Below are 18,016 nucleotides of genomic sequence, written 5' to 3' on the forward strand. Positions count from 1 at the left end.
GCCCTGTTGCCTTCGTTACTCGCCTTGACAAGGCCCGCCCTCGCTCAGGCCAGAGACTCGACCACCTCGGTGACGCTGCGGAAGGCGTCAATCGCGGTAGGAAAACCGCAATACACCGTGGCGTGCAGCATCACTTCGCGCAGTTCTTCGGGCGTCGCCCCGTTGTTGATGGCGCCGCGTACATGGGCCTTGAGCTCGTGCTGCTTGCCCTGGGCCGCGAGCATCGCCACGGTGATCAGACTGCGGGTTTTGAGGTCCAGCCCTGGGCGTTGCCAAACGTTGCCCCAAGCGTTGGCCGTGATGAACTCTTGCATGGGCATGGTGTAGTCGGTGGCAGTGCCCAAGGCGCGGTCCACGTACTCCGGCCCCATGACCTGGGAGCGAGTGGAGAGGCCAGCTTGGAAGGCGGCGTCTTCGGGGCGAGCCTCGCGGGCTTGCTCGATGGGTGAACGTGAGGGTGTGTTGGACATGACAGGCTCCTTTAAGTGTCATGAGCATAATCAAATGCATCACCCATTGGAGACGCCATGAGCACACGCTACCCTGCCCCCGATATCAACGACTTGCCCGACGACATCAAAGCCAAAGTGTTGGAAGTTCAAGAAAAAGCCGGCTTTGTCCCCAACGTGTTTCTGGCCTTTGCACGCCGCCCAGCCGAATGGCGCGCTTTCTTTGCGTACCACGACGCCCTGATGGTGCCCGAGTCGGTGGGGCGCGAGAGTGGCCTGACCAAGGGCGAGCGCGAGATGATCGTGACCACCACCAGCGCGGCCAACCACTGCCTGTATTGCGTGGTGGCGCACGGCGCGATCTTGCGCATCTACGAAAAGAAGCCGCTGGTGGCCGATCAAGTGGCCGTCAACCACCGCAAGGCTGACATCAGCCCGCGTCAACGCGCCATGCTGGACTTTGCGCTCAAGGTCTGCAATCAGTCTGACCAAGTGGAAGACGCCGACTTTGCAGCCCTGCACGCGCACGGCTTCAACGACGAAGACATTTGGGACATCGCGGCGATCACCGCGTTCTTTGGTCTGTCTAACCGCATGGCCAGTTTCAGCGGCATGATGCCCAACCCCGAGTTTTATCTGATGGGCCGTGCGCCCAAAGCCAAACCCGCCTGATCGTTCATATGGGAGCGGCACCCTCGCCGCGAAAAGGTGCCCGCAGACTCCAAACCCTCGCCCCGAGGGCAGGGCTCCTACAAACAATATTCACTGTAGGAGCGGCGCCCCCGCCGCGATGGGGCGGTTCGATCACCGGCGGGCCAACAAGGCCCAAGCCACCTGAACCAGCGCGTCTTCGAGCGCCGCACTGCCCAAGAGCGGTGACTTTTCGAGGCTGGCGCTGCGCAAGGTGCCGATCACCGAGCGGCTGAGGACAAACAACTGCGCGGGCGATGGCGACTTCAATTCAGGATGGTTGATGCGCTCGAAAAAGATCGCCAAGCGATCGGCCACTTGGCGCACCACGCTGGCCGTCTCCTGGGGTTGCTCCATCAGCCAGCCCAAGCGAATCAGGCTTTGGCTAAAACCTTTTCCGCTGGCAAACCCTTGCAGCAAGATGCGCATGGCTTGACGCAACAGGTCTTGCGGGTCCATCGTGGACACATCGGGCCGCAACTCCAGCGCGGCCAGGTATTGCTCAAGGGCTTGCAAAACCATGTCTTGGCCTTTGAGCGCCATGGCCCGCACCAAGACCTCCTTGCTCGGAAAGTACTGATAAAGCGTGCCAATCGAAAAACCTGCAGCGGCGGCCACTTTGTTGGTGGTCAAACCGGCCTCCCCGTCCTTGTCCAAAATCTGAGCAGCCGCTTTGAACAAGGTTTGCATGGTTTGCTGGGCGCGGGCTTGTGAGGGCTGGCGCCTGAGGCTGGATGGGCCTTGCAGCGGAGATGTTGCTTTATCGGGTTTCGGGCTGGGCATCGAAAAAATCCATTCCAAAATGTGAGCAGATCGCGAGTTGCAAGGTCTTTGCAAAACCTGAACAATGCTCACATTCTGACCCATATTCCAAGGCACGCCCCATGAGCACATACCCTGCAGCCCCCACCGAATTGACCGTTCGCCGACTCAGCGTGGACTTGAGCCAAGGCTTTTCTCGCCACTGGAATGGCGGTGATGCGTTTTTGACGGCCTATGCCAATGCCTTGTCCATGAGTTTTCCTGTGGGAGAACAGTCCTTCATCGACGCGGTCAAGTCGGGCGCAAAAAACCTGCCCGACACGCCAGAAAACGCCGAACTCAAGCACATCGCCAAGGGCTTTGTGGGTCAAGAGGCGACCCACCGCCACCTGCACGCGCTCTACAACGCACACCTGGAAAAACAAGGCTTGCTCAACCACTGGGGGCCACGCGCGGAGCAGCGTCTCAAAAAAGGCCGCGAAGAGTTTTTCAGCAAAAGCGACAAGGGCTACCTGCACGAGTTGGCCATCACCGCCGCTTTTGAGCACTACACCTCGATCTTTGGTGACCTGACCTTGGAGCGCTTGGACCAGCCAGGCGACTGGTTTGCCGGTGCCGAAGAACCCCTCAAAACCTTGTGGCGCTGGCACGCGGCCGAAGAGTCCGAGCACAAGTGCGTGGCCTTTGACCTGTACCAGCGCTTGGGCGGCAACCACCAGTGGCGCATGCGCTGGTTCTGGTACGTGACCATCCAGTTCAGCACCGACGTGTTCCGCCAAACCGTGAACAACCTCTGGCACGACAAGACCCTGTTCAAGCCGTCCACCTGGTGGTCAGCCAGCAAGTTTTTGTTCGGTCGACACGGCATGGTTTGGCGCGTGGCCAAGCCCATCATGGCTTACACCCGCAAAGACTTTCACCCCATGCAAGTAGGCAGCGCTACGCTGTCTCGAGATTGGCTGCAAAACCACGCCGACCAGTGGCGTGCGGTGGGTTCAGCAACCCAGCCTGTGGCCTAAGGCATTCGCGCACAGAGGTGCGCTCCCACACAAGATCAAAAACTCTCAGTCGCTGACCAAGTCCCGCATCCAATCGGGCAGGGTCACGGCTTTTTGATTGGGGAAATCCACCCAAATCGTGGTCGCGCCACCTGCGGCAAAGATCACCCCAGGGTGGTCGGTGCGCTCCAGCGTGCACCAGCTCTCAAAGGTGGTGCGGCCCGGGTCGCTCACAAACATCTTGGCCAGAATGTCGCCCGGAAACTCAAACTGTTTGTAGAAATTACAAAACGCGTTCACGATGACCGGCCCCTGCCCTTGCGGGTTGACCCGACACCCGATGGCCTCGAACCAGTCGATACGCAGCGTTTCCATGTAGCGAAAGTACACCGTGTTGTTGACGTGCCCCATGGCGTCCATGTCACCCCAGCGGATGGGGATGACCAACTCAAACACTTGCTTTTTGTGCTCAGGCAGCTCCAGCTTCATGGCGTAGCCCTCAAACCGCGAAGCCGTCGTCGGCCGACACCACCGCGCCGTTGATGAAGTGGCTTTGGTCGCTGGCCAGCAGCATCAGCAAGGCATCCAGGTCTTGCGGTTGGCCCACACGCTTGCGCGGCAGCATGCTGATGAGCTTTTGGCCTTGTTCGGTCTGCCAGTGGTGGTGGTTGATTTCGGTGTCGATGTAGCCAGGGCAAATCGCGTTCACGTTGATGCCGAATTTGCCCCACTCCACCGCAAAAGCCTTGGTCATCTGGATCACGGCGGCCTTGCTCATGCAGTACACACCAATTTGCGGCAAAACTTTCAGGCCCGCCATCGAGGCGATGTTGATGATGCGCCCGCCTGTGAAACTGCCCGGGGCGGAGCCCTTGGCCCGAGCCAGCATGCGCTTGCCCACTTCTTGCGCCACAAAAAATGCGCCGCGCACATTGGTGTTCATGATGAAGTCGTAGTCTTCTTCGGTCACGTCCTGGATGCGCTGGGTGGTGCTCACGCCCGAGTTGTTCACCAAAATGTCGATGCTGCCCATCTCGGTTTCGGCGTGTGCCACAGCGGCCGCAATGCTGTGGCGGTCGGTCACGTCCATCTCGACCACATGCGCGTCGCCACCCGCCGCCTCGATCTCGGCCCGCAGGTCTTTGAGCTTGTCCATGCGGCGACTGGCCAACACCACGCCCGCACCTGCTGCGGCCAGCGTTCGGGCAAATTGCGCCCCCAAACCACCCGAAGCCCCCGTAACCAAAGCCACGCGGCCGGACAAATCGATTTCATAAGCCATGACAACTCCTTCAAGATGGAAACCCCTGCGGGGCAAAACTGCTGACGCCATTGTGCGGGGCAAGCCCAAAAGAGCCGCATAAAATGAGTCACACGCCCGACACCCCCGTGTCTGGACATTTGTTTTGACCCCTTCCCTAGAAGAGACGTTCATGAGCCCCGAAGAAATCCTGAGCACTTACGGCCCCCGCGAATCCATGGAATACGACGTGGTCGTGGTCGGTGGCGGCCCCGGCGGCCTGTCTACTGCCATTCGACTCAAACAACTGGCCGCTGAAAAGGGCCAGGATGTGTCGGTCGTGGTCTTGGAAAAAGGCGGCGAGCCCGGCGCGCACATCTTGTCGGGCGCCATCATGGACCCCAAAGCCCTGACCGAACTCTTCCCCAACTGGAAAGAACTGGGCGCACCGCTGAACCAGCCCGTGACCGACGACGCCTGGAGCTTTCTGTCTGAAACTGGTGCCACCCGCACCCCCGGCATCTTCCTGCCCGAGTGCGCGCAAAACCACGGCAACTACATCATCAGCCTGAGCAATTTCACCCGCTGGTTGGGCCAACAGGCCGAAAACCTGGGCGTGGAAATCTTCCCCGGGTTTACGGCCGCCGAAGTGCTCTACAACGACGACGGCAGTGTCAAAGGTGTGGCCACCGGCAATCTGGGCGTGGGCAAAGACGGCGAACCCACCGAAAACTTCCAGCTGGGCATGGAACTGCACGCCAAGTACACGGTGTTCGCCGAGGGCGCACGCGGCCATCTGGGCAAGCAGCTGATCGCCAAATACAAACTCGACGAAGGCCGCGATCCACAAACCTACGGCATCGGCATCAAGGAAGTTTGGGAGATTGATCCCTCACGCCACACACCCGGTTTTGTCATGCACACCGCTGGCTGGCCCATGAACAACGACACCTATGGCGGTGCGTTCATGTACCACATGGAAGACAACAAAATCGCCATCGGCTACGTGGTGGGTCTGGACTACGCCAACCCCTGGCTCAGCCCCTTCGAAGAGTTCCAGCGCTGGAAAACCCATAACAACATCAAGTGGTACTTCACCAACGACAAGGGCGAAGTCAATGCCAAGCGCATCGGCTACGGCGCCCGCGCCATCACCGCAGGCGGCCTGATGAGCCTGCCCAAGACCGTGTTCCCGGGTGGCGCACTGGTCGGGTGTGACGCCGGTTATCTGAACGTCAGCCGCATCAAGGGCAGCCACGCCGCTATCAAAACCGGCATGCTGGCTGCCGAAGTCGCTTACGACGCCATCGTGGCGGGCCGCCAGCATGACGAGTTGAGCGCCTACCCCGAGGCTTTTGAAACCAGCTGGCTTTACACCGAGCTCAACAAATCACGCAACTTCAAGACCTGGTTCAAGAAGGGCCTGACGGTGGCCACACTCATGAACGGTTTTGAGCAGTTCGTGCTGCGCGGCCACATTCCGTGGACGCTGCGCCGCGACAAAGCCGACCACACGTATCTGAAGCCTGCGGCCGATTGCCCCAAGATCGACTACCCCAAGCCCGATGGCAAACTCACCTTTGACCGTTTGAGCAGCGTGTTCATCAGCAACACCAACCACGAAGAAAACCAGCCAGCCCACCTGACGCTGAAAGACGCGTCGGTGCCCGTGGGCATCAACTTGGCGAAATACGCTGGCCCCGAGAGCCGCTACTGCCCAGCTGGGGTGTACGAGTACGTGAAAAACGAGGACAACTCAGACCGACTGCAGATCAACGCGCAAAACTGCGTGCACTGCAAAACCTGCGACATCAAGGACCCGACACAAAACATCGTCTGGGTGACGCCCGAAGGCGGCGGCGGGCCCAACTACACCGGCATGTAAGGCAGCCATCGCCACAGAGAGGCCCGAAAGGGCCTCTTTTTGGTGGTGATCGCTCAGAATTAGTGCGTCGCCTAGGCATCAGCACCCCCGCGAAAACCCGTAGTCCAACCGCGTCTTTGAGACCCCATAATCAAATTTGTATGACAAGTTGATGTCCAACTTGTTGTCATCCACCAATCCACGAGGAGTTATCCCATGAAATTGAGCAAATTGATGTTGGGCCTGAGCTTGGCCATCGGCATCATGACCACGGCATCTTCACAAACCGTCATGCGCAACAGCATTTCGGTGGGCCAAAACTCCCACCAAGGTGAAGCCATCGACACCCTGTCCAAAGAAGTCGAAAAGCGCACCAACGGCCGCATCAAGATTCAGAACTTCTACTCCGGCTCTTTGGGCGGCGAGCGCGAGTCCATCGAATCGGTGCAATTGGGCACCCAAGAATTGGCCACCACATCGACGGGCCCTGTCCCCAATTTTGTGCCAGAAGCTCGCATTCTGGACGTGCCCTTCTTGTTCCGTGACAAAGCACACGCACGCGCTGTGCTGGACGGCCCCATCGGCCAAGAGCTGCTGACCAAGTTCGACTCCAAAGGCTTCAAGGCTTTGGCCTGGGGTGAAAACGGCGTGCGCCACATGACCAACAGCAAGCGCCCTGTGAATTTGCCTGATGACCTCAAAGGCCTGAAGATGCGCACCATGGAAAACCCCGTGCACGTCGCTGCCTACAAGAGCTTGGGCATCGTGACCACACCGATGGCTTTCCCTGAAGTGTTCACCGCTTTGCAACAAGGCACTGTGGACGGTCAAGAGAACCCACTGTCGGTGATCATGGCTTCCAACTTTGACCAAGTGCAAAAGCACCTGACATTGACTGGCCACGTCTACTCACCCGTGGTGATCTTGATGAACAAGGGCTCGTTTGACAAACTCAGCGCTGCCGACAAGCAGATCTTCCTCGACGCGGCCAAAGAGGCTGTCAAAGCCAACCGTGCCCGCGTGGACAAAGACGATGCCAACGGCGTGGCTGAGCTGCGTAAAAAAGGCATGAACATCATCGAGAACGTGGACAAGTCCAAGTTTTTGGCCACCATGGGCCCCGCCATGGCCGAGTTTGAAAAGCAGTTCGGCAAAGCCAACCTGGACCGTATCCGCAACTACAAGTAATCTGAAGTTTGTGAAAACGCCCGCTCAATCCTGGATTGGCGGGCGTTTTTTGATTTTGTCGTGAAGGATTTTTTATGCGCTCGCTCTATCTGAGCATAGAAAAGTGGACCACCGCTTTTTCCATGTTTGTGGCCTGCTTGATGTTGGTTGTCGCGGCCAGTCTGGGCATGCTGCAGATTTTCACCCGCTTTGTGCTCGAAGTTCCGGTGGAATGGACAGAAGTCATCATCCGCTTCAGCCTGATCTGGATGGTCTTCATGGGCATCCCCATGGCTTTCCGTCAGGGTGCGATGGTCAGCGTCGACGTGCTTTACCGCTGGAGCGGCCCGCGCATGAAAAAAGTCCTGGACACTGCCGTGGCTTTGGCCGCACTCACCTTGGTCTGCATCATCATTTGGTGGGGCTGGGACTACGCCAACCGTGGCAAAGTCCAGTCCATGATTGGCCTGGAAGACGTGTCCATGTTTTGGGCCTACATGGCTTTGCCTGTGGGTGCCTGTTTCAGCGTGATCAGCATCATCGGCAATTGGCTCGATCCCCAGCGCCTTGAATTGGAGACCGCACAATGAGCGTCGTCATGCTTTGCACCATGGTGCTGTGCTTTGCACTCACCATCTCCGTGGCCGTGTCCATTGGTTTGTCGGCGATTGTCGGCATTCAAATTGTCAATGCCAACATGCTCATCTCCGTCAAGGAGATGTTCAATTCGATCAACAAATTCCCGCTGGCCGCCATCCCCTTCTTCATTCTGGCGGGCAACATCATGGAAACCGGTGGCATCTCGCGCCGCTTGGTGGAGTTCGCCAAGAGCATTGTGGGTGGCGTGCAAGGCGGCTTGCCCATGACCTGCGTGCTGACCTGCATGATCTTTGCAGCCGTCTCGGGCTCGTCGGTGGCCACCACCTTCGCCATTGGCACCATCCTGATCCCCGCACTCATCAAGCACGGATACCCCACCACCTACGCCGCTTCTTTGCAAGCCACATCGGCCGAGTTGGGCGTGATCATCCCGCCCTCGATTCCCATGATCTTGTACGGCGTCAGCGCCGAAGTGTCCATTGGTGAACTGTTCATCGCCGGTTTCGGTCCGGGCTTGTTCATTGGCGCCGCATTGATGTTCTGGGTCTGGGTGTATTGCAAGTACAAAGGCTGGGGAAAGAACGATGGCGAAGGCCGTCTGAGCTTTGGCAAAGCCTCATGGCAAGCCGGTTGGGCGCTCATGATGCCTGTGATCATTTTGGGCGGCATCTACGGCGGGGTGTTCACTCCCACAGAGGCGTCTGCTGTGGCTGTGTTTTACGCACTGATCGTCGGCACCTTGATTTACCGTGAAATCAAGCTGAAAGATTTGGCCATGATCATGCGCAAATCGGTGCTGTCCAGCGCGGTGATCATGTTCATCATTGCCAACGCGGGCTTGTTCGCCTTCTTGATCACCCGTGCAGGTGTGCCCGAAGCGATTGGCCACTGGTTGCAAGACGTGCTCAAGTCGCCTGCATACTTCTTGCTGGGTGTCAACGTGGCTTTGTTCTTCATTGGCATGTTCATCGAGACCAGCGCCGCCATCATTGTGCTGGCCCCGATCTTGGCCCCAGTGGCCATGCACTTCGGCATTGACCCGGTTCACTTTGGTCTGGTCATGGTGGTCAACCTGGCTTTGGGCATGATCACACCGCCTTTTGGCGTGAACCTGTTCGCCGCATGTACTGTCGCACGGATTTCGCTGGACCGGATGATCAAAGACTTGATTCCCTTCGTGCTGGTGATCCTGGTCTGCCTGATGGTGGTGAGCTATGTGCCGGCCCTGTCATTGACTTTGCGGGATCTGGTCTACGCCAAATAAAGCTAGAATTTCTCGCATTCTCATACCGCCTGGCCCTTTGAGGGCCAGGCTTTTTTATGGCTCACCATGTCTATCCAATACTCCGAAGACCACACTTGGCTCCAGCGCAATGACGATGGCCTGACCGCCACCATGGGCATCACCGTCCATGCCCAAGACACTTTGGGTGACATCGTGTTTGTCGATTTGCCCGACATCGGAAAAACTTTTGCGGCGCGCGAAGTCGCTGGCGTGGTGGAGTCTGTCAAAGCCGCTGCCGACGTCCACATGCCTGCCGCAGGCGAAATCATCGAGGTCAATGAAGCCCTGCGCGCCGACCCCTCCTTGGCCAACTCCGATCCTCTAGGAGCCGGTTGGTTCTTCAAGGTCAAGTTGACACAGCTGTCGGACCTGGACGCCTTGCACGACGAGGCCAGTTACCAGAAGTTCACCGACTGATTTTTTGTCATGGGCCTGCCAGACTTGAATTCAGGCCGTAGAATCTGAAACACAGGGGTGACGCCGGTTTTGCAACCGTCGCCCCGAGTCGGATCCAGTCCGACGTTCACTGTGGGAGAGCTTGGGGGCCAAAGGCCCTCAACGCCGAAGGAGCAACCACCCCGGAAACTCTCAGGCAAAAGGACCGTGGTGAACAAAGCACTCTGAAGAGTTGCCGGGATTCGTCCCCCGGCACACCGCAGGAGCAAGCCCCCATCCATTCTGGCTGCCGGGTGAATCTCTCAGGTTTCAAACAGAGGGGGTCGTTCTGCACACATGCGGTGTGCGGTGCGTCCATCCGTTTGAGACGTTTCACTGAGAGAAAATTCGATGAAAAAAAACATAGTCATCATTGGCGGCGGCATCACCGGCGTCACATCTGCCTACGCCCTGGCCCAACAAGGCCTTCAAGTCACCCTGATCGAGAAAAACCGCTACCCCGGCATGGAAACGTCGTACGCCAACGGTGGCCAGCTGTCCGCCTCCAACGCCGAGGTCTGGACCCACCCCTCCACCATCGTCAAGGGCCTCAAATGGATGCTCAAGAGCGATGCCCCTTTGCTCATGAACCCTGCGCCCACTTGGCACAAACTCAGCTGGATGGCCGAGTTCGTGGCGGCCATTCCCAAATATAAAGACAACACCATTGCCACCACCCGGTTGGCCATTCAATCGCGCGAGCACCACTTTGCCTGGGCCAAAGCCGAAGGCATCGACTTTGACCACAAGCGCGAAGGCATCCTGCACATCTACCGCGACAAAAAGGGGTTTGACCATGCAGGCGAAGTCTCCAAACTGTTAGCCCAAGGCGGCCTGCCCCGCCGCGCTGTCACGCCCGACGAAATGAAGGCCATTGAGCCCACGCTGCAAGGCCAGTACTACGGCGGCTATTTCACCGAAAGCGACTCGACAGGCGACATCCACAAGTTCACCTTTGGCCTGGCCAAGGCTTGCGAGCGCTTGGGCGTGAAGATCCTGACCGAGCACCAGGTGCTGAATGTCGCATCCAATGGCCAAACCGCCACCGTGCAAGTGCAGCACCAAGGTCAAACCGAGACCCTCAGCTTTGACAGCATCGTGATTTGCGCTGGCGTGCATGGGCGCAAACTGGCCGAGCAACTGGGCGACCGCTTGAACATCTACCCTGTCAAAGGCTATTCGATCACCGTGGGCTTGAACGACGCCGCCAGCCAAGCCGCTGCGCCGCAGGTCAGCCTGCTCGACGACGAAACCAAACTGGTGACCAGCCGCCTGGGCACAGACCGCTTCCGCGTGGCAGGCACCGCCGAGTTCAACGGCATTGACCTGGACATCCGCGCCGACCGCATCAAGCCACTCGTCAATTGGGTCAACCAATGCTTCCCCGGCGTGGACACCCGCCGAGTCGAGCCTTGGGCGGGCCTGCGCCCCATGATGCCGAACATGCTGCCGCGTGTGGGGGCAGGCAAGAAACCCAATGTGTTCTACAACACCGGCCACGGGCACTTGGGGTGGACGCTGAGTGCCATCACGGCGCACCAACTGGCGGGCCATGTGATGGCAGCGATGCAGGACAATGTGCGCTCCTTCATGACACCCGCCCACGCCTAATCATGCCGCTTCACATCCTGCCCGTTGACTACCAAAACCCAGCGCACCGCCAAGCCTTGGTGATGCTGCTGGACGCCTACGCCCAAGACCCGATGGGCGGGGGTGAAGCCCTGGCGCAGGATGTGAAAGCGCGGCTGTGCGATGACTTGGCAGCGCGCACCGATGCCGCCAGCTTCATCGCCTGGCTGGACGATGCGCCTGTGGGCTTGGTCAACTGCATCGAGGGCTATTCCACCTTCAAGGCGCAGCCCCTGATGAACATCCACGACATCGCCGTGCTGCCCGGACACCGGGGTGCGGGCGTCGGCCAAGCTTTGCTGGCAGCGGCCGAGCGACACGCCCAAGCGCGTGGCTGCTGCAAGCTCACGCTGGAAGTGCTGACGGGCAATTCGCGGGCTTTGAAGAGTTACCTCGGGTTTGGCTTTGAACCCTATGCCCTGGACCCGGCAGCAGGCCAGGCCAGCTTCATGCAGAAGTGGCTTTAGCCAGCTGCCACTGCTCTTTGAGCCAGCGCTTGAGTTCAGCGTCGTTCTGAATGCGGCGCAAATCCGATTCCAAGCTCTCCGTGATGTGGCGCTGATCGGCCTGAAGGCGCTGCAGTGACTGGGCCATGACAGCCTCGTCCGCGTCTGCCCGCACAGGCACACACAACTCGCGGCTCAGGCGGCTTTGCAGTTGGTCCAAATCGTCTTCGAGCGCTGCGACTTGCTCTTTGAGCAACATCGACATGGCCATCAACTTGTCATCGGCCATGCCTGCGGTACTTTTTGGGCTGCCCTGCGTGACCTGCATTTGCAGGCGAAGCAAGGTGGTCAGGTCGTTTTTTTCATAAGCGGCGTTGACCTCGCTCATCAAACCGGTTTTGCGCAGGCGCTCTTGCTCATCGGGCTCGCGGTCGGGGTGGAGGGCACTGGCCAATTGCCTGAATATCGTACGGATGGCGCTTTTGGCGTCCAGCTCGCGCAGCATGGCGACGGGCACTTCGCCTTTTTCGGCAGCCGCGCTTTTCTTTTTCGCTTGTTTTTCGGCTTTTCGGGCTGTGCGCTTGGCGTTCTTTTTGGCCTCATTGGCCTCTTGCTGCTGCTGCCACTGGCGCATGCCCGCGGCCATCATCTCTTCAGGCGTCTGGTATTGGCTGGGCTTGTTGAGCGGCTGGCCCAGCGCTTCTTCGATGCGCTCGCGCAGCTGCCGGGCGGCTTCGGCCTGCTCTTCGGCGGCTTCCTGCGTGTCTTCTTCGCTCACGTACAAGTCGGACAAAGCCTGCACTTGCGGATCAGCGCTGGCGGCCAATTGGTCGATCAAGCCACGCACAAGGCCCCGAGCCATGCGTTGCTGGCGGTCGGTGAAGTCGGTGGTTTGCAAGCGTTCGTGCACAAACAGGAGCAGGCTCTTGCGGTGCACCTGCGCTTGCTGCACCCATTCACGCAAGGCTTGAATGTGCCCATAACGGTGCCGGTCTGACCAGCTTTCTAGCCGCTGAATGTGGCCCGACAGCAGCTCGATCCTGGCCAACAAGTCGTTGAAGCGCTGCTGAGCGGGGGTGAGTTTGGCTTTGGCCGATGCCTGCACCATCAAGGTGGACAAAGCAGGTGCGGTGTCAGGGAGCGCTTCGGGCAAAGGGGTCATCTCAAGGTCGATTCATGCAGGGCAGCTGGGCTGATGGATGTTAACGCCCCCGAGGCCGTTGATAATCCCCCATCTGACCCGACAAGCCACCGCCTGATGCCCAGCCCCAACCCGTTCAAAGTGCTCAGCCTCATCCCGCCGATGACGCAGCTCAACACGCCCTACCCGTCTACGGCCTACTTGACGGGTTTTTTGCGTTCGCGGGGTTTCGATGCGGTGCAGGAGGACCTCGCGCTGGCCACCGTGTTGGCCTTGCTGAACAAACAAGGCCTGACCGATCTGCGCGATGCAGCGCTCGCTTTGCCCGTCGAAGACCGCTCGGGCCCGGTGAATTTTTTCCTCGACCACTTCAAAGATTACGCCGTCAGCATCGACCCGGTCATCGCCTTCTTGCAAGGCCGCGACAGCACCCTGAGCCACCGCATTGCAGGCCGTGGCTTTTTGCCAGAAGGTCCGCGCTTTTCGGCACTCGACGCCTACGAAGACGACGGCACGGGCGACCCGATTGGCTGGGCTTTTGGCGCTTTGGGCCAGACCGACCGCGCCCGGCATCTGGCCACGCTGTACCTGAACGACCTGGCCGATGTGCTGCGCGATGCCGTGGATGAAGGCTTTGAGTTTGTGCGCTACGCCGAACGCTTGGCCGCCAGCCAGCCCAGCTTTGACGCGTTGGCTGAAGCCTTGGCCGAGCCGCCGAATCTGATCGACAGCACGCTGGAGCGTTTGGCCTTGCAAGCCATAGAACAGCATCAGCCCACGCTCGTGGTGCTGTCGGTGCCCTTCCCCGGTTCGGTCTATGCAGCGTTTCGCATCGCCCAATGCATCAAGCGGGCGCATCCGCACATCCGCATTGGCCTGGGCGGCGGCTTTGTGAACACCGAGCTGCGCGAACTCAAAGACGCCCGCGTGTTTGACCATGTGGATTTCGTCACGCTCGACGGCGGCGAGCGCCCGCTGCTCAGCCTGATCGAGCACCTGCAGGGCCAGCGCAGCTTGCAGCGCCTGCAGCGCACCTTTGTCCGCAACGACGCAGGTCAGGTGCAGTACATCAACTTAGCTGAGCCCGACATCGCCTTTGAAGAGGTGGGCACGGCCACTTGGGACGGTTTGCCGCTGCACAAATACCTGTCTTTGCTCGACATGCTCAACCCGATGAACCGGCTGTGGAGCGATGGGCGCTGGAACAAGCTCACCGTGGCGCACGGCTGTTACTGGAAAAAATGCAGCTTTTGCGACGTGAGCCTGGACTACATCAGCCGCTATGAAACCGCACAAGCCAGCACGCTGGTGGACCGCATCGAGCAGATCGTGGCCGAAACGGGCCAGACCGGTTTTCACTTTGTGGACGAAGCCGCGCCGCCCAAAGCCTTGAAAGCCTTGGCCGAAGAACTGCTGCGCAGGGGTGTGCAGATCTCTTGGTGGGGCAACATCCGCTTTGAGAAAACCTTCACGCCCGAGCTGTGCGACTTGCTGGCGCAAAGCGGTTGCATCGCCATGTCGGGCGGGCTCGAAGTCGCATCTGACCGCTTGCTTCAATTGATGAAAAAAGGCGTCTCGGTGGAGCAAGTGGCGCAAGTGACCAAAGGCTTTGCCGATGCGGGCGTGCTGGTCCACGCTTACCTGATGTACGGCTTTCCCACACAAACCGTGCAAGACACGGTGGACGCGCTCGAATACGTGCGCCAGCTGTTTGAAAACGGCTGCATCCACAGCGGCTTTTTCCACCGCTTTGTCTGCACGGTGCATTCGCCCGTGGGCCTGAACCCCGAGGCCTATGGCGTGACGTTATTGCCCCTGCCCGAAGGCACCTTTGCCAAAAACGATGTGAGCTTTGTTGACCCGACGCCCATGCCCCCGGGCGTGGACCACGACCTGCTGGGCCAGGGCCTGAAAAAAGCCATCTACAACTTCATGCACGGCGTGGGCGTAGAAAACGATGTGCGCCAATGGTTTGAGCTGCCCAAGGGGCAGTGCCCCAAAACCACCGTGCCGCGACACAAGATCGCCAAAGCGCTCGGCTGAAACGACTGCTCAAATAACAAGCAACCGCCGCCAACCCAACTGGCATGCGGCCCTCAGAGCTTGTTCATGCACTTATCCACAGCTTGGCGCACAGTTGACAGGGGTAAACCGGGCCAGTGTTCGGCAGAGCCCAGAAAAGATCAGCGGCTGGCGGCCATCAAGGCCGCAAAGCCCACAAACACACCACCCGTGACCCTGTTGAAGTTTCTCAGCACATGGGCTTGCTGCAAAAAACGCGACAACTTTTGACCACTCAGGGCGTAGATCAGGTACCAACTGACCTCGATGACGGTGAAGGTGATCAACAACACTGCAAACTGCAGACCCGCAGGCCGATCAGCCTGGATGAACTGCGGGAAAAATGCCGCCGCAAAAACAATGGCCTTGGGGTTGCTGGCTGCCACCGCCAGCCCCTGCCGGTAATAAGAACCTGCGCTGCGCTGCGGCGTTTCAGCCATGGCAGCAATGACAGGCTCGTCTCCCGTGGGCACACCTGCACGCCACAAGTTGAAGCCCAGATAGGCCAGGTAAGCCGCACCCAGGTAGCGCAGCGTATCAAAGACCACAGGGAAACTGTGCAGCAAAGCCCCCACCCCGGCCGCTGAAATGCTGACCATGCCCATCAGGGCCGTCATGCAGCCCACCATGGTCCAAATGGCGGGGCGCAGACCAAAACGCGCACCGTGACTCATGACCAAGAGCATGTTGGGCCCCGGGGTGGCTGATATCACAAAGGTCATCACGACAAACATCCACCACGACTGCACGCTCATCCTGTCATCCCTGTATTTCAATGTGTGCCCGGATTGTCCTTCAAGCTCGGACCCACAACTTCGGTTGTCAGGTCACCAAGGAATGCTTTGCCCTTGATGGTCCACAAACTGGGCTCGGCCTGTGGGCTGCAAGCCGTCGAGCGCAACCACCAAACGCTGCGCGGACTCTTCTGGGTGTAGAGCGTCATCCCCCACAAAGGGTCGACTCAATGCAGATTGCACCGTGCCCGGCTGCAAAGCGGCCACCACCGCCAAAGGCCTGCGCCGGGCGATTTCGATGGCTGCGGTTTGCAGCAACATGTTGAGCGCGGCCTTGGCCGCTCGGTAGCCGTACCAGCCGCCTTTGCGGTTGTCTTCGATGCTGCCAACTCTCGCCGACAACTTGCCCCAGATGACCCGTTCACCCGACGCCAACAAGGGGGCGAAGTGTTTGAGCAAAAGGCCAGGCCCCACGGCATTGAGCTGCAGGGATGCCAACAGATGCGTGGCATCAAGCTCGTCCAGCCGTTTTTCGGGGCCACGGCCGTTGACCGTGAGCGCCCCCGTGGCGTCCACCACCAAATGAAAAGGCCCTTGACCTGCCAGAGCCTGTGAACACGCGGCGATGCTGGACTCGTCCAGAAGGTCCAGCCCCGGTGTGCTTTGGCGCGACACGCCGCTCACAGAAGCACAGCGCGGGTCGCTTTGCAGTTGCTGCAGCAAGGCGTTGCCGATGGCGCCGCTCGCACCGATCACCAAGGCGCGGTAGCCCTCAGGCAGGGAGAGCATCATGAGGGCGTCTTGCTAGGGTTATTGGCTTTTGACGGAAGGTCATAGGCACAGCGAAAGCCGAGGTAGACCACATAAACGTCAGCGGCTTTGAAGGCCTGCACATCGGCCTTCATGTTGTAAGCGCCGTACCACCACGATCCGCCCACGGTTCGCCTTTGGCCGCCCTGCTCATCGGTGGTCCACTCCCACACATTGGCACCCATGTCGTACAAGCCGTTCACGCCCTGGCGCGTGGCACCCGCAAGCGCTGCCCGGGGCCAAGGGTCTGGGTCGCTGGTGTTGGCCCCTTGCGGGCTGTCGCCCGTGCTCCAGGCATACGTTTTGCCTTTCACCCAAGGGGCTGGGGGGTTGTCGCGCAACTCGGTGAATCCCGCCTTTTGCCATTCCGCGCCCGTGGGCAAGCGGCCCCCTGCCCAGCGGCAGTAAGCCTGCGCCTCGGCAAAGTCCAGGTGCACCGCAGGCAAAGCAGCACTTGCAGGCACGCCATCCGGTTGACGCCAAGACCAGCCGGGACGTCGCACCCACCCGCCCACATATTCAAAACCTCCGCCCTCTTTTTCAGCGCGGGTCACGGTGCCAGTGGCCCGCACATAGCGCTCAAACTGGCCAATGGTGACTTCGGTGCGGTCAATCGCCCAGTTGCCCAAAGCCACCTTCTCACCCACTTGGGCAAACGCCAAGCCCGAGAAACCAGCGATCAGAGCGCCCGCACCCCACAGCGAGCCCCAATGCCAAAAACTGGAAATCACGCGATTGAACATATTCAAACCCTTTAGCCTTCAGACCAACGCCGCACCCATTTCTGCATTTGGGGGCGCACCTTCAAAAACAAGCGGTAACCGAGTTCAAAGCCCCAAGACAGGGGCGGCCAAGCTGACAACCAACCCAGCCAGCGCCAACCCGCAAACAAGCGCCACATCTGCGAAAACGCTGCAGCACCACTGAACATGCGGCCCTGACTGTCGCGCACATGGAAGCGGGCCATGGCCGCTTGGCACGTCAGACCGCCCAAGTCTTGGCCGGCACTCACGTCGACCCACTCCATGGCCTGCGACTCCGGCAAGCGGCGGTAAATGGCGATCTCGGCGCGGCACAAGGGGCACGAGCCATCGAAATACACCGTCAAGAGCGGGTAGGTTGCGGCGTTCATGCAACCACTCGCCCACGCGCCCGCAAGCGCCCTTGGGCATCCACCAAAAAGCCTTCGCCCATCTCGGGATAAGCGCCTGTCAACGCGGTCATGATCACCTGGTGGGTCACCCACACCTCAGTGCGTCCGGCGGGCATGGCCAGCAAGTGCTCTCGCAAGGCCTGGATTTGCGCTGACGGATTGCCTTGCCCTGCAAAGGTGCTGTTGAGCGGTGGCCAGTCTTCGTACTGACCAAACGCCAAACGCGCCGTGTCTTGGCAACGGCACCATTGGCTGGTGCGCACCGCATCGGGTTTGAAGCCGTTGGTGCGGGCCCACTCGCCCATGGCCCGCGAGGCGCGTTGACCGTCTGCGCTGAGGTTGCGCTGCGTGCGGCACTGGCCCAAGACAAATTCGGGAGGATCGCCCAAACCGGCTTCGGTCACGGCATGGCGTACCAACAGCACACCGCCCTCACGGCGCCAAAGAGTAGCCAATTCGGTCAAAGTTGCGCCCGTTTGTGCAAGCACCTGGCCAGGCAAAACCGACAGCACTGGCGCGGCCACGACCGCTGTCAAACCAGCCATAGCGCTT

General features: G+C 59.6%; 20 protein-coding genes and 1 riboswitch. Of the genes, 10 read left to right on the forward strand and 10 right to left on the reverse strand.

Annotation, left to right across the window (positions count from 1 at the left end):
- Positions 1-44: 44 nt before the first annotated feature.
- Positions 45-470, reverse strand: coding sequence for a carboxymuconolactone decarboxylase family protein (locus SWE17_RS05935; protein ID WP_322992190.1), 426 nt, complete (start codon positions 468-470; stop codon positions 45-47).
- A 57-nt stretch (positions 471-527) separates the two neighbouring features.
- On the opposite strand from SWE17_RS05935, the gene SWE17_RS05940 reads away from it, so the two are divergent.
- Complete coding sequence (locus tag SWE17_RS05940; protein WP_322992191.1) at positions 528-1,121, forward strand: peroxidase-related enzyme; 594 nt, start codon at positions 528-530, stop codon at positions 1,119-1,121.
- Between the two features lie 132 nt (positions 1,122-1,253).
- Here SWE17_RS05940 and SWE17_RS05945 read toward each other — a convergent pair whose 3' ends face one another.
- Positions 1,254-1,922 carry a TetR/AcrR family transcriptional regulator gene (locus SWE17_RS05945; protein ID WP_322992192.1) on the reverse strand — a complete coding sequence of 223 codons (669 nt, stop codon included), beginning with the start codon at positions 1,920-1,922 and terminating at the stop codon, positions 1,254-1,256.
- A 101-nt stretch (positions 1,923-2,023) separates the two neighbouring features.
- Here SWE17_RS05945 and SWE17_RS05950 point away from each other — a divergent pair, with 101 nt between their 5' ends.
- The gene (locus tag SWE17_RS05950; RefSeq protein WP_322992193.1) at positions 2,024-2,920 is read left to right on the forward strand and encodes a metal-dependent hydrolase; all 897 of its coding nucleotides are present in this window, start codon (positions 2,024-2,026) and stop codon (positions 2,918-2,920) included.
- Between the two features lie 45 nt (positions 2,921-2,965).
- Here the strand turns inward: SWE17_RS05950 and SWE17_RS05955 are convergent, their stop codons facing one another.
- On the reverse strand, positions 2,966-3,388 hold the full coding sequence (locus tag SWE17_RS05955; protein WP_322992194.1) for an acyl-CoA thioesterase: 423 nt from the start codon (positions 3,386-3,388) through the stop codon (positions 2,966-2,968).
- Between the two features lie 10 nt (positions 3,389-3,398).
- Positions 3,399-4,181 (reverse strand): SDR family oxidoreductase, encoded by a 783-nt coding sequence (locus SWE17_RS05960; protein ID WP_100119686.1) that lies wholly within the window; start codon positions 4,179-4,181, stop codon positions 3,399-3,401.
- 151 nt (positions 4,182-4,332) lie between these two features.
- On the opposite strand from SWE17_RS05960, the gene SWE17_RS05965 reads away from it, so the two are divergent.
- From SWE17_RS05965 to SWE17_RS05995, 7 genes are all read left to right on the forward strand, one after another.
- Entirely contained in the window at positions 4,333-6,024 is a 1,692-nt protein-coding gene (locus SWE17_RS05965) for an electron transfer flavoprotein-ubiquinone oxidoreductase (protein WP_322992195.1), read from the forward strand.
- A 195-nt stretch (positions 6,025-6,219) separates the two neighbouring features.
- Positions 6,220-7,191, forward strand: a complete 972-nt coding sequence (locus SWE17_RS05970) for a TRAP transporter substrate-binding protein (RefSeq protein ID WP_322992196.1) — start codon at positions 6,220-6,222, stop codon at positions 7,189-7,191.
- Positions 7,192-7,265: 74 nt separating this feature from the next.
- The gene (locus SWE17_RS05975; protein WP_322992197.1) at positions 7,266-7,760 is read left to right on the forward strand and encodes a TRAP transporter small permease; all 495 of its coding nucleotides are present in this window, start codon (positions 7,266-7,268) and stop codon (positions 7,758-7,760) included.
- Entirely contained in the window at positions 7,757-9,034 is a 1,278-nt protein-coding gene (locus tag SWE17_RS05980; protein WP_322992198.1) for a TRAP transporter large permease, read from the forward strand. The genes SWE17_RS05975 and SWE17_RS05980 overlap by 4 nt, the downstream gene beginning before the upstream one ends.
- A 66-nt stretch (positions 9,035-9,100) precedes the next feature.
- The gene (gene gcvH, locus SWE17_RS05985) at positions 9,101-9,472 is read left to right on the forward strand and encodes a glycine cleavage system protein GcvH (RefSeq protein WP_322992199.1); all 372 of its coding nucleotides are present in this window, start codon (positions 9,101-9,103) and stop codon (positions 9,470-9,472) included.
- Between the two features lie 102 nt (positions 9,473-9,574).
- Positions 9,575-9,669, forward strand: a riboswitch (glycine riboswitch).
- Between the two features lie 172 nt (positions 9,670-9,841).
- The gene (locus SWE17_RS05990; protein WP_416234981.1) at positions 9,842-11,101 is read left to right on the forward strand and encodes a D-amino acid dehydrogenase; all 1,260 of its coding nucleotides are present in this window, start codon (positions 9,842-9,844) and stop codon (positions 11,099-11,101) included.
- Between the two features lie 2 nt (positions 11,102-11,103).
- Positions 11,104-11,586: a GNAT family N-acetyltransferase gene (locus SWE17_RS05995; protein WP_322992200.1), complete on the forward strand. Its 483-nt coding sequence runs from the start codon at positions 11,104-11,106 to the stop codon at positions 11,584-11,586.
- Here the strand turns inward: SWE17_RS05995 and SWE17_RS06000 are convergent.
- Positions 11,567-12,727, reverse strand: a complete 1,161-nt coding sequence (locus SWE17_RS06000) for a hypothetical protein (RefSeq protein WP_322992201.1) — start codon at positions 12,725-12,727, stop codon at positions 11,567-11,569. The genes SWE17_RS05995 and SWE17_RS06000 overlap by 20 nt on opposite strands.
- A gap of 96 nt (positions 12,728-12,823) precedes the next feature.
- Between SWE17_RS06000 and SWE17_RS06005 the strand changes: the two genes are divergently transcribed.
- Positions 12,824-14,749, forward strand: a complete 1,926-nt coding sequence (locus tag SWE17_RS06005; protein ID WP_322992285.1) for a B12-binding domain-containing radical SAM protein — start codon at positions 12,824-12,826, stop codon at positions 14,747-14,749.
- A gap of 140 nt (positions 14,750-14,889) precedes the next feature.
- Here SWE17_RS06005 and SWE17_RS06010 read toward each other — a convergent pair whose 3' ends face one another.
- The 5 genes from SWE17_RS06010 to SWE17_RS06030 all read right to left on the reverse strand — a co-directional run bounded on the left by SWE17_RS06010 (position 14,890) and on the right by SWE17_RS06030 (position 18,009).
- Complete coding sequence (locus SWE17_RS06010; RefSeq protein WP_322992202.1) at positions 14,890-15,522, reverse strand: LysE family translocator; 633 nt, start codon at positions 15,520-15,522, stop codon at positions 14,890-14,892.
- Positions 15,523-15,594: 72 nt separating this feature from the next.
- Entirely contained in the window at positions 15,595-16,290 is a 696-nt protein-coding gene (locus SWE17_RS06015) for an SDR family NAD(P)-dependent oxidoreductase (RefSeq protein WP_322992286.1), read from the reverse strand.
- Complete coding sequence (locus SWE17_RS06020; protein WP_322992203.1) at positions 16,290-17,054, reverse strand: formylglycine-generating enzyme family protein; 765 nt, start codon at positions 17,052-17,054, stop codon at positions 16,290-16,292. Before SWE17_RS06020 ends, SWE17_RS06015 begins: the two co-directional genes overlap by 1 nt.
- A gap of 11 nt (positions 17,055-17,065) precedes the next feature.
- Positions 17,066-17,443, reverse strand: a complete 378-nt coding sequence (locus SWE17_RS06025) for a DUF393 domain-containing protein (protein ID WP_322992204.1) — start codon at positions 17,441-17,443, stop codon at positions 17,066-17,068.
- On the reverse strand, positions 17,440-18,009 hold the full coding sequence (locus SWE17_RS06030; RefSeq protein ID WP_322992205.1) for a histidine phosphatase family protein: 570 nt from the start codon (positions 18,007-18,009) through the stop codon (positions 17,440-17,442). Before SWE17_RS06030 ends, SWE17_RS06025 begins: the two co-directional genes overlap by 4 nt.
- Positions 18,010-18,016: the final 7 nt, after the last annotated feature.

The organism is Limnohabitans sp. (assembly GCF_034680285.1).
Taxonomy (GTDB): domain Bacteria; phylum Pseudomonadota; class Gammaproteobacteria; order Burkholderiales; family Burkholderiaceae_C; genus Limnohabitans_A.